Source organism: Bacillus sp. CH_48 (genome assembly GCF_038008465.1).
In the GTDB taxonomy this organism is placed as follows: domain Bacteria; phylum Bacillota; class Bacilli; order Bacillales; family Bacillaceae_G; genus Bacillus_A; species Bacillus_A thuringiensis_S.
Genome location: NZ_JBBOZF010000001.1, coordinates 1,206,850 through 1,222,500, shown reverse-complemented (window position 1 = coordinate 1,222,500; position 15,651 = coordinate 1,206,850). Strand labels below are relative to the sequence as shown.

Below are 15,651 nucleotides of genomic sequence, written 5' to 3'. Positions count from 1 at the left end.
GAGCAGGGACGAAAGTCGGGCTTAGTGATCCGGTGGTTCCGCATGGAAGGGCCATCGCTCAACGGATAAAAGCTACCCCGGGGATAACAGGCTTATCTCCCCCAAGAGTCCACATCGACGGGGAGGTTTGGCACCTCGATGTCGGCTCATCGCATCCTGGGGCTGTAGTCGGTCCCAAGGGTTGGGCTGTTCGCCCATTAAAGCGGTACGCGAGCTGGGTTCAGAACGTCGTGAGACAGTTCGGTCCCTATCCGTCGTGGGCGTAGGAAATTTGAGAGGAGCTGTCCTTAGTACGAGAGGACCGGGATGGACGCACCGCTGGTGTACCAGTTGTTCTGCCAAGGGCATAGCTGGGTAGCTATGTGCGGAAGGGATAAGTGCTGAAAGCATCTAAGCATGAAGCCCCCCTCAAGATGAGATTTCCCATAGCGTAAGCTAGTAAGATCCCTGAAAGATGATCAGGTTGATAGGTTCGAGGTGGAAGCATGGTGACATGTGGAGCTGACGAATACTAATAGATCGAGGACTTAACCATATAATATGTAGCAATGTTATCTAGTTTTGAAGGAATATGCCTTCATAGTTTGGTGATGATGGCAGAGAGGTCACACCCGTTCCCATACCGAACACGGAAGTTAAGCTCTCTAGCGCCGATGGTAGTTGGGACCTTGTCCCTGTGAGAGTAGGACGTCGCCAAGCAAAAACCTAAGTCGTTTCGACTTAGGTTTTTTTGTGTTTATTTTTATTTACCGAATGTTATAATTCATAAATTTAATAACGCTAAAGACGAAAAAAGTTTAAAATAATAGCAATGATTTTTGGTTTTCCTGATTTTTCGAATGCCGCTAAAGTAATACTTAAAATAGGACACATTATTTCTATCATAAGTATATATTTTAAAATTACTGCGATAGAAAAAATAAATAGGATAATAGTATAGTTCTTTCTTTCACGTTTATCCTCCTTAGAAATTAAATCGTTATAATAAAAGTTCTATTGATGTGTAGAATACAAGAGTGTACATATTTTGATTTAAAACATACTGAAGTACTATATAAACGATTATAAGTAAATAGATCTCTAGAAATATATATTCTAATTCCCTTTTCTTCTTGCATATAGTTGCAATTCTTCTTTTGAATATAACTAAAACACGAACGTTATTGACTACTAATAAAAAAACATTCGATTATTTATTGACATCGTTTATGAAATATTGTTAATATAGCCATAGAAACAATAATATAAGACCTCATATAATCGCGGGGATATGGCCTGCAAGTCTCTACCTAACGACCGTTATTCGTTAGACTATGAGGGAAAGTCACTCGGTATTTTTCTATTCACAAGGGATACGTATGCCTGAGTAGAGCGCTTTCTCTCATAGTAAAAGAGAAACTGTTCTATTTCAGGCTTTTTTTATTTGAATCGGGGGGATTCTAATATGAAATCACTAGTTGGAGTCATAATGGGAAGTACGTCAGACTGGGAAACAATGAAATATGCTTGTGACATTTTAGATGAATTAAATATACCGTATGAGAAAAAAGTTGTATCCGCTCATCGGACTCCGGATTATATGTTTGAATATGCAGAGACGGCTCGTGAACGTGGATTGAAAGTTATTATTGCTGGAGCTGGTGGAGCAGCACATTTACCAGGAATGGTTGCAGCGAAGACAAATCTTCCTGTAATCGGAGTTCCAGTTCAATCAAAAGCATTAAACGGCCTAGATTCATTATTATCCATCGTCCAAATGCCAGGAGGCGTTCCAGTTGCAACTGTTGCAATTGGTAAAGCCGGTTCAACGAATGCTGGATTACTTGCTGCACAAATACTTGGATCATTCCATGATGATATACATGATGCATTAGAATTGAGACGAGAATCAATTGAAAAAGATGTGCGCGAAGGTAGTGAGCTAGTATGACGAGAATCATTTTACCTGGAAAAACAATCGGCATTATTGGAGGCGGCCAGCTAGGAAGAATGATGGCATTGGCAGCCAAGGAGATGGGATATAAAATTGCTGTTTTAGATCCTACAAAGCATTCACCATGTGCACAAGTTGCTGATATTGAAATCGTTGCACCGTATGACGATTTAAAGGCAATTCAGCATTTAGCAGAGATAAGTGATGTTGTCACATATGAATTTGAGAATATTGATTATAGATGTTTACAATGGCTTGAAAAACATGCTTACTTGCCACAAGGTAGTCAGTTGTTAAATAAAACGCAAAATCGTTTTACAGAAAAGAATGGAATTGAGAAGGCTGGGTTACCAGTAGCAACGTATAGATTAGTTCAAAATCAAGATCAGCTTACAGAAGCAATTGCTGAGTTATCATTCCCTTCCGTCTTAAAAACGACGACAGGTGGATATGATGGGAAAGGGCAAGTTGTTTTAAGAAGTGAGGCTGATGTTGAGACAGCAAGAAATCTTGTGGATAAAGCAGAGTGTATTTTAGAGAAATGGGTGCCTTTTGAAAAAGAAGTATCTGTTATTGTGATTCGTAGTGTAAGTGGTGAAACGAAAGTGTTTCCAGTAGCGGAAAATATTCATGTAAATAACATTTTGCATGAATCTATCGTTCCAGCTCGTATTACAGAAGAGCTTTCTCAAAAAGCAATTGCTTATGCAAAGGTACTTGCGGATGAATTAAAACTTGTGGGAACACTAGCTGTAGAGATGTTTGCTACAGCTAATGGTGAGATTTACATTAATGAATTAGCACCAAGACCTCACAATTCAGGACACTACACACAGGATGCATGTGAAACGAGCCAATTTGGTCAACATATTCGAGCAATCTGTAATTTACCTCTAGGAGAAACAAATTTGTTAAAACCAGTTGTCATGGTAAACATTTTAGGCGAACATATAGAAGGGGTCCTAAGACAAGTGAATAGACTAACCGGGTGCTATTTACACTTGTATGGAAAAGAAGAAGCAAAAGCACAGCGAAAAATGGGGCATGTTAATATTTTAAATGATAATATTGAAGTTGCTCTAGAAAAAGCGAAGAGTTTGCATATTTGGGACCATCAAGAACAACTGTTGGAGGGAAAAAGATGATTAGTCGTTATACACGCCCTGAAATGGGTGCGATTTGGACGGAAGAGAACAAATTTAAAGCGTGGTTAGAAGTTGAGATTTTAGCTTGTGAAGCATGGGCTGAGCTTGGCGACATTCCAAAAGAAGATGTTAAAAAAATTCGTGAACATGCATCATTTGATATTGATCGTATTTATGAAATTGAAAAAGAAACACGTCATGATGTAGTTGCATTCACTCGTGCTGTATCAGAAACGCCAGCACTAGGCGAAGAACGTAAATGGGTTCATTACGGTTTAACATCTACAGACGTAGTAGATACAGCATTATCTTACATCTTAAAACAAGCGAATGAAATCATATTAAAAGACTTAGAGAACTTTGTAAGCATTTTAGCTAACAAAGCGAAAGAGCATAAATACACAATCATGATGGGAAGAACACACGGTGTTCATGCAGAACCAACAACATTTGGTTTAAAACTTGGTCTTTGGTATGAAGAAATGAAACGTAACGTAGAGCGTTTCAAGCAAGCAGCTGATACAGTTCGCGTTGGTAAATTATCTGGTGCGGTTGGTACATATGCAAATATCGATCCATTCGTAGAAAAGTATGTTTGTGAAAACTTAGGATTAGAAGCAGCACCAATTTCAACACAAACATTGCAACGTGATCGCCATGCTCATTACATGTCAACACTTGCACTAATCGCAACATCTATCGAAAAGATGGCAGTTGAGATTCGTGGTTTACAAAAGAGTGAAACACGTGAAGTTGAAGAAGCTTTCGCAAAAGGTCAAAAAGGTTCTTCTGCAATGCCGCATAAGCGTAATCCAATTGGATCTGAAAATATGACTGGTTTAGCTCGTGTTATCCGCGGTTATATGATGACAGCTTATGAGAATGTTCCATTATGGCATGAGCGTGATATTTCTCACTCTTCAGCAGAACGCGTAATTTTACCAGATGCTACAATCGCGTTAAATTACATGTTAAATCGCTTTGGTAATATCGTTAAAAACTTAACTGTATACCCAGAGAATATGAAACGCAATATGACAAGAACATACGGCTTAATTTATTCTCAGCGCGTAATGCTTACACTAATCGACAAAGGTATGGTACGTGAAGAAGCTTATGATATCGTACAGCCTAAAGCGATGGAAGCTTGGGAAACACAAGTACAATTTAAAGAGCTTGTAGAAGCTGATGAGCGTATTACAAGCAAGTTAACACAAGAAGAAATTAATGAATGCTTCAACTATGAGCATCACATGCAACACGTTGATACAATCTTTGAACGCCTTGGATTAAACGAAGCGTAAAATTTCATATGGCACAGAATAGAGTCATTCTGTGCCATTATTTATAAAAACATTATTCACATTTTTCAAACTACAGGGGGCTTGCGAAATGCAAAAGCTAGAATTGCTGTATGAAGGTAAGGCAAAAAGAATTTATCGTACAGAATCAGCAGATATGGTTTGGGTAGAGTACAAAGATAGTGCGACTGCTTTCAATGGGGAGAAAAAAGAGACGATTACAGGAAAAGGTCGTTTGAACAATGAAATTACAACTTTATTGTTCAGAAAGTTACAAGAAGTGGGAATTAAAACACATTTTGTTGAGAAGTTATCTGAAACAGAACAACTTGTTAAAAAAGTGAGTATTATTCCTTTAGAAGTTGTCACAAGAAATGTAATTGCAGGAAGTCTTTCAAAACGATTAGGAATGGAAGAGGGAACTGTACTTGCAGAACCAATCGTAGAATTTTACTTCAAAGATGATGATTTAGGAGATCCGCTTGTAACGGAAGATCATATTCGTGTATTAAACGTTGCATCGCCAGAGCAAGTAAGTGTATTACGAGATATGGCTCTACAAATCAATCAAGTGTTGATTGATCATTTCGCAAGCTGTCGTGTAAGATTAGTAGATTTCAAATTAGAGTTTGGTGTAACGGAAGAAGGAGAAATCATTTTAGCGGATGAAATTTCACCAGATACTTGCCGTTTATGGGATGAAACGAGCAATGAAAAGTTTGATAAAGACGTATTCCGTCGTGATCTTGGAAATTTAACAGAAGCTTATGAAGAGATTTTAAAACGTTTAGGGGGAATTTCACATGTATAAAGTTAAGGTATATGTAACATTAAGAGAAAGCGTATTAGATCCACAAGGAACAGCAGTAAAAGGAGCACTTCATAGTCTTTCATTTACAGAAGTACAAGACGTTCGAATCGGAAAGTACATGGAACTAACAATTGATAAATCTGTATCTGATTTAGATAGCAAGGTAAAAGAAATGTGTGAAAAACTATTAGCGAACGTTGTAATGGAAGACTTCCGTTATGAAGTTGAGGAGGTTGTCGCACAGTGAAATTTGCCGTAATAGTATTTCCGGGTTCGAACTGTGATGTCGATATGTTCCATGCAATTAAAGATGAGCTTGGCGAAGAAGTAGATTACGTTTGGCACGATACAGAGAATTTAGATGAATATGATGCAATTCTACTACCAGGTGGATTTTCTTATGGTGACTACTTACGCTGCGGTGCTATTTCTCGCTTTGCTAATGCAATGAAAGCAGTGCAAAAAGCTGCTGAGCAAGGAAAGCCAATTTTAGGTGTATGTAATGGATTCCAGATTCTTGTTGAATCAGGATTACTACCAGGAGCGTTAATGAGAAACGAAAACTTAAAATTTATGTGTCGCACTGTTCAGTTGCGTGTTGAAAATAATGAAACGATGTTTACATCACAATATGAAAAAAATGAAATAATCAATATTCCAATTGCTCATGGTGAGGGGAATTACTATTGTGACGAAGAGACTCTTAAACAATTAGAAGAGAATAATCAAATCGCATTCCGTTACGTAGAAAATCCTAACGGTAGCGTTTCAGATATTGCTGGTATTGTAAACGAAAAAGGAAATGTACTTGGTATGATGCCACATCCAGAGCGTGCTGTAGATGAATTACTTGGCGGTGCTGAAGGGTTAAAAGTCTTTCAATCTATCTTAAAACAGTGGAGGGAAACATATGTCGTTAATGCTTGAACCAAATCCAACACAAATTAAAGAAGAGCGTATATATGCGGAAATGGGGCTAACAGACGAAGAGTTTGCCATGGTTGAAAGGATTTTAGGTCGTCTGCCAAATTATACAGAAACAGGATTATTCTCTGTAATGTGGTCTGAACATTGTAGTTATAAAAATTCAAAACCAGTTCTTCGTAAGTTTCCAACGACAGGTGAGCGTGTTCTGCAAGGACCTGGAGAAGGTGCTGGGATTGTAGATATAGGTGATAATCAAGCAGTTGTATTTAAAATGGAAAGTCATAACCATCCTTCAGCTATTGAACCATATCAAGGAGCTGCAACAGGTGTTGGTGGTATTATTCGTGACGTATTCTCTATGGGAGCACGTCCGGTAGCTCTATTAAACTCACTTCGTTTCGGTGAATTACAGTCACCACGTGTGAAATATTTATTCGAAGAAGTAGTAGCAGGAATTGCAGGATACGGTAACTGCATCGGTATTCCGACTGTTGGCGGCGAGGTACAATTTGATCCATGTTATGAAGGAAATCCACTTGTAAATGCAATGTGCGTAGGTTTGATTAATCATGAAGACATTAAAAAAGGGCAAGCGCACGGTGCTGGTAACACAGTAATGTACGTAGGGGCATCGACTGGTCGTGACGGTATTCACGGTGCAACATTCGCGTCGGAAGAACTATCTGAAAGTTCAGAAGCGAAACGTCCAGCGGTTCAAGTAGGGGATCCATTTATGGAGAAACTTCTTATTGAAGCGTGTTTAGAATTAATTCAATCTGATGCACTTGTTGGAATTCAAGATATGGGTGCGGCTGGTTTAACATCATCTTCTGCAGAAATGGCAAGTAAAGCAGGAATGGGTATTGAAATGTACTTAGATGATGTACCACAGCGTGAAACAGGAATGACACCATATGAAATGATGCTATCTGAATCACAAGAGCGTATGTTAATTGTTGTGAAAAAAGGTAGAGAACAAGAAATAGTAGATTTATTTGAGAAGTATGGTCTTGCAGCAGTTACGATGGGGAAAGTAACAGAAGATAAAATGCTTCGTTTATTCCATAAAGGTGAAAAGGTAGCTGAAGTTCCAGCAGATGCTTTAGCAGAAGAAGCACCAATTTATCATAAGCCATCAAAAGAAGCAGCATACTTTGCTGAATTCCAAGCAATGAAAATGGAAACGCCAAAAGTAGAAAATTATAAAGAAGCGTTATTCGCTCTATTACAGCAACCAACAATTGCAAGTAAAGAGTGGGTATACGATCAATACGATTACCAAGTTCGCACAAGTACAGTTGTGACACCAGGTTCAGATGCTGCAGTTGTACGTGTACGCGGTACAGAAAAAGGATTAGCAATGACGACAGATTGTAACTCTCGCTACATTTATCTAGATCCAGAAATGGGCGGTAAAATTGCAGTAGCAGAGGCAGCGCGAAATATCGTATGTTCTGGCGGGGAGCCACTTGCAATTACAGATTGCTTAAACTTCGGTAACCCAGAAAAACCAGAGATTTTCTGGCAGATTGAGAAATCAGTAGACGGTATGAGTGAAGCTTGTCGCACATTACAAACACCAGTTATCGGCGGAAACGTATCGATGTATAACGAGCGTAGTGGCGAAGCTGTATATCCAACACCAACTGTTGGGATGGTCGGACTTGTACATGACTTAAAACATGTAACAACACAAGAGTTTAAGCAAGCTGGCGATTTAGTTTATGTAATCGGTGAGACGAAAGCTGAGTTTGGCGGAAGTGAATTACAGAAAATGATTCACGGTAAAATCTTCGGGCAATCACCAAGTATCGATTTAGATGTAGAATTAAAACGCCAAAAACAAGTATTAGAAGCAATTCAAGCTGGTCTTGTTCAATCTGCACATGATGTTGCTGAGGGTGGTTTAGCAGTTGCGATTTCAGAAAGTGCAATTGGTGCTAAAGGCTTAGGTGCTACTGTGAAATTAGATGGAGAAGCAACAGCAGCATTATTCGCTGAATCACAGTCTCGCTTCGTGATTACTGTAAAACGTGAAAATAAAGAGGCGTTTGAGAAAGCGGTAGAAGCAATCCAAGTTGGAGAAGTAACAAGTACAAATGAAGTAACAATTCATAATGAAGAAAATGAAGTATTACTTACAGCAAATGTAGATGAAATGAGAAAGGCTTGGAAAGGGGCAATCCCATGCTTGCTGAAATAAAGGGGTTAAACGAAGAATGTGGCGTTTTTGGAATTTGGGGGCATGAAAATGCAGCACAAGTTTCATACTACGGATTGCACAGTTTACAGCACCGTGGACAAGAAGGCGCAGGCATTGTCGTAAATAATGGTGAGAAAATTGTCGGTCACAAGGGGTTAGGTTTAATATCAGAAGTGTTTTCAAGAGGCGAGCTAGAAGGATTAAATGGAAAATCAGCAATCGGACATGTACGATATGCAACAGCTGGTGGAAGTGAAGTTGCTAACGTTCAACCATTGTTGTTCCGTTTTTCTGATCATAGTATGGCGCTAGCTCATAACGGGAATTTAATTAATGCAAAAATGCTTCGCCGTGAATTAGAGGCAGAGGGAAGTATTTTTCAAACAAGTTCAGACACAGAAGTACTTTTACATCTTATTAAACGTAGTACGAAAGACTCTTTAATTGAAAGTGTAAAAGAGGCTCTGAATAAAGTGAAAGGTGCGTTTGCGTATCTTTTACTAACTGGAAATGAAATGATCGTTGCGTTAGATCCAAATGGATTCCGTCCGCTTTCAATTGGAAAGATGGGGGATGCTTACGTTGTAGCATCTGAAACATGTGCTTTTGATGTAGTAGGTGCAACATACATTCGCGATGTAGAACCTGGTGAATTACTTATCATTAATGATGAAGGAATTCACGTAGATCGTTTTACAAACGATGTAGAACATGCGATTTGTAGTATGGAATACATTTACTTTGCACGACCAGATTCTAATATTGCTGGTGTTAACGTTCATGCAGCGCGTAAAAATATGGGAAAACGTTTAGCAGCGGAAGCTCCTATTGAAGCGGATGTTGTTACTGGTGTACCAGACTCTAGTATTTCAGCAGCGATTGGCTATGCGGAGGCAACAGGCATTCCGTATGAATTAGGATTAATTAAAAATCGTTACGTTGGACGTACTTTTATTCAGCCTTCTCAAGAACTGCGTGAGCAAGGGGTTAAGATGAAGCTTTCAGCAGTAAGAGGTGTAGTGGAAGGGAAACGAGTTGTTATGATTGACGATTCTATCGTAAGAGGAACGACAAGTAAACGAATTGTTCGTATGCTTCGTGAAGCTGGAGCGACAGAAGTTCACGTAAGAATCGCTTCACCACCTCTTAAGTATCCATGTTTTTATGGCATTGATATTCAAACGAGAAAAGAATTAATTGCAGCAAATAATACAGTAGAAGAAATCCGTGAAATGATCGGAGCAGATTCTTTAACATTTTTAAGCGAAGATGGATTAGTAGATGCAATTGGGCGTCCATATGAAGGGAAATATGGCGGTCTATGTATGGCTTATTTTAATGGGGACTATCCAACAGCTCTTTATGATTATGAGCAAGAGCTTTTAGAAAGTATGAAATAAGAAAAGTGAAAAAAGCTTCTACTTCTTTTGATGTAGAAGCTAGCTCCTTTCTTAAAATAGCCCGCCCTGGATGGGGAGAAATTAAAAGACGAGGTGTAAATAACGATGGCGAATGCATATAAGCAAGCAGGAGTAGATATTGAAGCTGGATATGAAGCGGTATCTCGCATGAAAAAACACGTACAAACAACTATGAGAAAAGAAGTACTAGGCGGTTTAGGCGGTTTTGGAGGTATGTTTGATCTATCAAAATTTGCATTAGAAGAACCTGTATTAGTATCTGGAACAGATGGCGTGGGAACGAAATTGATGCTCGCTTTTATGGCAGATAAACATGACACAATTGGTATTGATGCAGTAGCAATGTGTGTAAATGATATTGTTGTCCAAGGAGCAGAGCCGCTTTTCTTCCTTGATTATATTGCTTGTGGTAAAGCTGAACCTAGTAAAATTGAAAACATCGTCAAAGGTATATCAGAGGGCTGTCGCCAAGCTGGTTGTGCATTAATCGGTGGAGAAACAGCTGAAATGCCAGGAATGTATTCTACGGAAGAATATGATTTAGCTGGTTTTACAGTTGGGATTGTTGATAAGAAGAAAATTATAACAGGTGAAAAAATTGAAGCTGGTCACGTGTTAATTGGCTTAGCATCTAGCGGTATTCATAGCAATGGTTACTCTTTAGTACGAAAAGTGTTACTAGAAGATGGAGAACTATCTTTAGAGCGTATTTATGGTCGCTTAGAGCTACCTCTTGGTGAAGAATTATTAAAACCAACGAAAATTTATGTCAAACCTATTTTAGAACTATTGAAGAAACATGAAGTATACGGTATGGCGCATATTACAGGTGGCGGATTTATTGAAAATATTCCACGCATGTTGCCAGAAGGAATCGGTGCTGAGATTGAACTAGGATCTTGGAAAATTCAGCCGATCTTTAGTTTACTTCAAGAAGTTGGAAACCTGGAAGAGAAAGACATGTTCAATATTTTTAACATGGGTATTGGTATGGTAGTGGCAGTAAAGGAAGAAGATGCAAAAGATGTTGTTCGTCTTCTTGAAGAACAAGGAGAAACGGCTCGTATTATTGGACGTACTATACAAGGAGCTGGTGTTACTTTTAATGGGGGCACAGCACTATGAGTAGATTAGCGTTTTTTGCTTCTGGAAGCGGATCTAACTTTCAATCTCTCGTTAATGCGGTAGAAGAAAAAAGATTGGATGCAGAAATTAGTTTATTAGTATGTGATAAACCAGAAGCACGCGCTGTTGGTCGGGCACATTATCATCATATTCCGTGTTTTGCTTTTTCAGCGAAAGCATATGAGTCAAAAGAAGCGTTTGAAAAAGAGATATTAAAGAAGCTAGAAGAATATGAAATTGACTATGTTATTTTAGCTGGATATATGCGTTTAATTGGGCCGACGTTACTAGAAGCATACGGCGGGAAGATTATTAATATTCATCCATCATTACTACCGAGCTTTCCGGGTAAAGATGCTGTCGGTCAAGCATTAGAAGCAGGTGTGAAAGTAACTGGAGTAACGATTCATTATGTAGATGCAGGTATGGATACAGGGCCAATTATTGCGCAAGAAGCAGTAGTTGTTTCTGAAGGGGATACGAGAGAAAGCTTACAAAATAAAATTCAACAAGTTGAGCATAAATTATACGTAAATACAGTGAATCAAATTGTTCAGTCTGTGAAAGAATCAACTGTTAACTAACATACAACCAGGGGTGAAAGATAAATGAAAAAGCGTGCATTAGTAAGTGTTTCAGATAAAACAGGAGTAGTAGAATTTGTTAAAGGGTTACTAGAACAAGGGATTGAAGTTATTTCAACAGGTGGTACGAAAAAGTTACTAGAAGCAAACGGCTTACAAGTAATTGGTATTTCTGAAGTAACTGGTTTCCCTGAAATTATGGATGGCCGTGTGAAAACATTACATCCAAATATTCATGGTGGTCTATTAGCAGTTCGTGATAATGAAACACACGTAACACAAATGAATGAATTAGGTATTCAGCCAATTGACTTTGTTGTTGTTAACTTATACCCATTTAAAGAAACAATCGCTAAGCCTGATGTAACATTTGCTGATGCAATTGAAAATATTGATATCGGTGGCCCGACAATGATTCGCTCTGCTGCGAAAAATCATCAATTCGTATCTGTAATTGTAGATCCAGTAGATTATGATGTTGTATTAGCAGAACTAAAAGAGAACGGCGAAGTAATGGATGAAACGAAATGTAAACTAGCAGCGAAAGTATTCCGTCATACAGCAGCATATGATGCGCTAATTTCTAACTATTTAACAGAGCAAATGGGTGAAGAAAGTCCAGAAACATTAACTGTGACATTCGAGAAAAAGCAAGACTTACGTTATGGCGAGAACCCACATCAAAAGGCAACTTTCTATAAAGCGCCATTCGCAGCAACTTCTTCTGTTGCATACGCAGAACAATTACACGGTAAAGAATTATCGTATAACAATATTAATGATGCAGACGCAGCGCTCAGCATCGTAAAAGAATTTACAGAACCAGCAGTAGTAGCAGTAAAACATATGAATCCATGTGGTGTTGGAGTAGGAACTGATATTCACGAAGCATATACTCGTGCTTATGAAGCAGATCCAGTATCAATCTTCGGCGGTATTATTGCAGCAAATCGTGAAATTGATAAAGCTACAGCAGAAAAGTTACACGAAATTTTCTTAGAAATCATTATTGCACCTTCTTTCTCAAAAGAAGCTTTAGAAGTATTGCAAAGTAAGAAAAACTTACGTCTACTAACTGTAAATATTGAAAAAGCGACAAGTGCAAGCAAAAAACTAACTTCTGTACAAGGTGGGCTTCTCGTTCAAGAGGAAGATACGTTATCATTAGATGAAAGTACAATTTCAATTCCAACGAAACGTGAACCTTCAGAGCAAGAATGGAAAGATTTAAAACTAGCTTGGAAAGTTGTAAAGCATGTGAAATCAAATGCAATTGTTTTAGCGAAAGATGATATGACAATTGGTGTCGGTGCAGGACAGATGAACCGTGTAGGTTCTGCAAAAATCGCAATTACACAAGCTGGTGAAAAAGCACAAGGTAGCGCACTTGCATCTGATGCTTTCTTCCCAATGCCAGATACATTAGAAGAAGCAGCAAAAGCAGGAATTACAGCAATCATTCAACCGGGCGGATCAATCCGTGATGAAGATTCTATTAAAGTGGCGGATACGTATGGGATTGCTATGGTGTTCACTGGCGTACGTCATTTCAAACACTAATAGAGGATGTTTAAAAGGTCCGGTCGAGATAACCTTCGCAAGTCGTCGTTGCAATGCCAGTGCGGTACTCATGTAGGAAAGCTACACTCCGTGTCCTCCTGGCAAATGCGCCTAGACCAGCTCGGTTCTCTCGATCCTCCTTTTAAACTTTTATTGATATGAGAAAGCAAACTAGGAGCATAGCTTCTAGTTTGTACTTATTTAGTTATTGGGGGATGAAATATGAATGTTTTAGTAATTGGCCGCGGTGGGCGTGAGCATGCTTTAGCTTGGAAGTTTGCACAATCTGAAAAAGTAGAAAAGGTGTATGTAGCACCAGGTAATGAAGGTATGCGCGATGTTGCAACACCAGTTGATATTGATGAAAATGATTTTGATGCATTAGTTTTATTTGCTAAAGAGAATAAGGTTGAATTAACTTTCGTTGGACCAGAAATTCCACTTATGAATGGAATTGTTGATCGATTTAACGAAGAGGGACTTCGCGTATTTGGTCCGAATAAAGCGGCTGCTGTTATTGAAGGTAGTAAAGCTTTTACGAAAGAATTAATGAAAAAATATGATATTCCAACTGCGGCGTATGAAACTTTTACAGATTATGAAGAAGCAGTACAGTACATTCAAAAAGTTGGTGCACCAATCGTTATTAAAGCTGACGGCCTAGCTGCTGGTAAAGGCGTGACAGTAGCAATGACACTTGAAGAGGCATTACAAGCTGTGAAAGAAATGCTGCAAGATGTGAAATTCGGCGCGGCAAGTAAGAAGGTCGTTATTGAAGAGTTTTTAGATGGACAAGAATTTTCATTAATGGCATTCGTGAATGGAACAACTGTACATCCAATGGTAATCGCCCAAGATCATAAAAGAGCTTTTGATGGTGATAAAGGTCCAAATACGGGCGGAATGGGTGCGTATTCTCCAGTGCCACAAATTCCAGAATCAGCAGTTCAAGAGGCGATAAAAACGGTATTACATCCAACTGCTAAAGCGATGATTGCAGAAAACCGTTCGTTTACAGGCATTTTATACGCAGGTCTTATTTTAACAAATGATGGTCCAAAGGTAATTGAATTTAATGCACGCTTTGGTGATCCTGAAACAGAAGTAGTATTACCTCGCTTAGAAAACGATTTAGTTGATGTATGTAACGCTGTATTAGATGAAAGTGAGCTAACGTTACAATGGTCAGAGGAAGCAGTAATTGGTGTTGTACTTGCTTCGAAAGGATATCCAGAAGCATATAAAAAAGGTGACATTATTAAAGGATTAGATGCACTGCAAGATGCGATTGTTTTCCATTCAGGCACAGCGATGAAGCATGGTGATTTTGTAACAAACGGTGGCCGTGTACTATTTGTTGCTTGCAAGGCGAATAGTTTACAAGAAGCAAAAGATAAAGTATATAAAGAAATCGGTAAAATTGAGAGTGATGGTCTATTTTATCGAAGTGATATAGGATATCGTGCAATTGAGCATAAGATGACGAGAAGTTAATATGTAAAAATCCCGCTGAGGAATCAGCGGGATTTTTTATGCATCTTTATCTTTTTTTAATTTCCCTTTTTGCTTTGCCATTTCTCGAAGTAAATACTCGATGTGTGCATTGACGCTACGAAACTCATCATTTGCCCATTTTTCGATGACTGCGTGTAATTCAGGATCAATACGTAATGGAAAGCTTTTCTTTTTAGCCATAATTACTTATAGCCCTTAGTATAGGCTTCCTGTATTAATAACCGGTTGCGCACCTTTATCTGAAACGATGGCAACTAATAAGTTGTTTACCATATTTGCTTTACGCTCGTCATCGAGTTCCAGTACGCCTTCTTCATCTAACATATGGATTGAATCTTTGGCCATCTTCACAGCACCTTCAACAATTTCTTTTCTAGCAGCTAATACTGCTTTTGCTTGTTGACGTTGTAGCATTGCATGGGCAATTTCTGTTGCGTAAGCTAAATGCGTTAAACGAGTTTCCAATACTTCTACACCAGCAATTTCAAGACGTGCCTCTAACTCACGTTTTAATTCTTCAGAGATTTCTTCAGTATTTCCGCGTAACGTAATGCAAGTTTCATCTTGGAAATTGTCATATGGATATTTTGTTGCGACGTGGCGGATTGCCGTTTCGCTTTGAATTTCTACAAATCGATCGTAATGTTCAACACCGAACATTGCTTTTGCAGAATCAACTACTTTATATACGATAACAGCTGCAATTTCAATCGGATTTCCCTCAACATCGTTTACTTTTAATTTCTTACTATTAAAGTTTTCAACACGTAAAGATACAGTTTGACGGAATGCGAACGGAATCGTTAAAAATAAACCGTTTTGACGAATTGTTCCTAAATAATTACCAAAGAACGTAATAACTTTCGCTTGATTTGGTTGAACAATCCCGATACCCGTAGCGAGAATTGCGGCTAATACAATAGTTAGTGCTGCTCCTATAAAAATTTCTTGTGCAAGGAAAAATACACCGATAGCCGCTAAAATCAAAATTCCAATAATACCGAGAAAACCATTTACATAAAATACTTGTTTTTCTTTCATATGATCGCCTCCTGATATAAAAATGATATCACTTTTATATCATTTTAAGCAAGAGGTATGCACCTAATTTTCTGAATTTTATTGA

The 15,651-nt window shown here is 38.5% G+C and carries 14 protein-coding genes, 2 rRNA genes, 1 pseudogene and 1 riboswitch (1 of these 18 only partly in view); of the genes and pseudogenes, 14 read left to right on the top strand and 3 right to left on the bottom strand.

Features of this window, described 5'->3' with window-relative positions; all coding sequences use genetic code 11:
• Together N2V92_RS05875 and rrf are read left to right on the top strand one after the other, a co-directional pair.
• A 23S ribosomal RNA gene (locus tag N2V92_RS05875) occupies positions 1-535 on the top strand (it extends 2,387 nt beyond the left edge of the window).
• A gap of 48 nt (positions 536-583) precedes the next feature.
• Positions 584-699: ribosomal RNA gene (rrf, locus tag N2V92_RS05870) — 5S ribosomal RNA — on the top strand.
• Between the two features lie 64 nt (positions 700-763).
• Here the strand turns inward: rrf and N2V92_RS05865 are convergent.
• Positions 764-953 (bottom strand): annotated as a pseudogene (locus N2V92_RS05865) (hypothetical protein).
• A 279-nt stretch (positions 954-1,232) separates the two neighbouring features.
• A riboswitch (purine riboswitch) is annotated at positions 1,233-1,334 on the top strand.
• 110 nt (positions 1,335-1,444) lie between these two features.
• On the opposite strand from N2V92_RS05865, the gene purE reads away from it, so the two are divergent.
• The 12 genes from purE to purD all read left to right on the top strand — a co-directional run bounded on the left by purE (position 1,445) and on the right by purD (position 14,504).
• Positions 1,445-1,930, top strand: coding sequence for a 5-(carboxyamino)imidazole ribonucleotide mutase (gene purE / locus N2V92_RS05860; protein ID WP_000839369.1), 486 nt, complete (start codon positions 1,445-1,447; stop codon positions 1,928-1,930).
• Entirely contained in the window at positions 1,927-3,078 is a 1,152-nt protein-coding gene (purK, locus tag N2V92_RS05855; protein WP_000196768.1) for a 5-(carboxyamino)imidazole ribonucleotide synthase, read from the top strand. Before purE ends, purK begins: the two co-directional genes overlap by 4 nt.
• The gene (purB, locus tag N2V92_RS05850) at positions 3,075-4,382 is read left to right on the top strand and encodes an adenylosuccinate lyase (protein ID WP_000625682.1); all 1,308 of its coding nucleotides are present in this window, start codon (positions 3,075-3,077) and stop codon (positions 4,380-4,382) included. Before purK ends, purB begins: the two co-directional genes overlap by 4 nt.
• An 88-nt stretch (positions 4,383-4,470) precedes the next feature.
• Positions 4,471-5,190, top strand: coding sequence for a phosphoribosylaminoimidazolesuccinocarboxamide synthase (gene purC, locus N2V92_RS05845; protein ID WP_001170545.1), 720 nt, complete (start codon positions 4,471-4,473; stop codon positions 5,188-5,190).
• Positions 5,183-5,437 (top strand): phosphoribosylformylglycinamidine synthase subunit PurS, encoded by a 255-nt coding sequence (gene purS / locus N2V92_RS05840; RefSeq protein WP_000278823.1) that lies wholly within the window; start codon positions 5,183-5,185, stop codon positions 5,435-5,437. The genes purC and purS overlap by 8 nt, the downstream gene beginning before the upstream one ends.
• On the top strand, positions 5,434-6,117 hold the full coding sequence (gene purQ / locus N2V92_RS05835; protein WP_000666782.1) for a phosphoribosylformylglycinamidine synthase subunit PurQ: 684 nt from the start codon (positions 5,434-5,436) through the stop codon (positions 6,115-6,117). Before purS ends, purQ begins: the two co-directional genes overlap by 4 nt.
• The gene (gene purL, locus N2V92_RS05830) at positions 6,101-8,320 is read left to right on the top strand and encodes a phosphoribosylformylglycinamidine synthase II (protein WP_000055594.1); all 2,220 of its coding nucleotides are present in this window, start codon (positions 6,101-6,103) and stop codon (positions 8,318-8,320) included. The genes purQ and purL overlap by 17 nt, the downstream gene beginning before the upstream one ends.
• The gene (gene purF, locus N2V92_RS05825; RefSeq protein ID WP_000879026.1) at positions 8,305-9,720 is read left to right on the top strand and encodes an amidophosphoribosyltransferase; all 1,416 of its coding nucleotides are present in this window, start codon (positions 8,305-8,307) and stop codon (positions 9,718-9,720) included. The genes purL and purF overlap by 16 nt, the downstream gene beginning before the upstream one ends.
• A 105-nt stretch (positions 9,721-9,825) precedes the next feature.
• Positions 9,826-10,866 carry a phosphoribosylformylglycinamidine cyclo-ligase gene (gene purM, locus N2V92_RS05820; RefSeq protein ID WP_001262424.1) on the top strand — a complete coding sequence of 347 codons (1,041 nt, stop codon included), beginning with the start codon at positions 9,826-9,828 and terminating at the stop codon, positions 10,864-10,866.
• The gene (gene purN / locus N2V92_RS05815) at positions 10,863-11,450 is read left to right on the top strand and encodes a phosphoribosylglycinamide formyltransferase (RefSeq protein ID WP_016078569.1); all 588 of its coding nucleotides are present in this window, start codon (positions 10,863-10,865) and stop codon (positions 11,448-11,450) included. The genes purM and purN overlap by 4 nt, the downstream gene beginning before the upstream one ends.
• 24 nt (positions 11,451-11,474) lie before the next feature.
• On the top strand, positions 11,475-13,010 hold the full coding sequence (purH, locus tag N2V92_RS05810) for a bifunctional phosphoribosylaminoimidazolecarboxamide formyltransferase/IMP cyclohydrolase (RefSeq protein WP_000745399.1): 1,536 nt from the start codon (positions 11,475-11,477) through the stop codon (positions 13,008-13,010).
• Positions 13,011-13,232: 222 nt separating this feature from the next.
• A complete protein-coding gene (gene purD / locus N2V92_RS05805; protein ID WP_001101961.1) occupies positions 13,233-14,504 on the top strand; it encodes a phosphoribosylamine--glycine ligase in 1,272 nt (423 codons plus the stop codon).
• Positions 14,505-14,540: 36 nt separating this feature from the next.
• Here purD and N2V92_RS05800 read toward each other — a convergent pair whose 3' ends face one another.
• Together N2V92_RS05800 and N2V92_RS05795 are read right to left on the bottom strand one after the other, a co-directional pair.
• Complete coding sequence (locus tag N2V92_RS05800; protein WP_001085171.1) at positions 14,541-14,705, bottom strand: toxin-antitoxin system HicB family antitoxin; 165 nt, start codon at positions 14,703-14,705, stop codon at positions 14,541-14,543.
• Positions 14,706-14,720: 15 nt separating this feature from the next.
• Positions 14,721-15,566, bottom strand: coding sequence for an SPFH domain-containing protein (locus tag N2V92_RS05795; protein WP_000660674.1), 846 nt, complete (start codon positions 15,564-15,566; stop codon positions 14,721-14,723).
• Positions 15,567-15,651 lie beyond the last annotated feature (85 nt).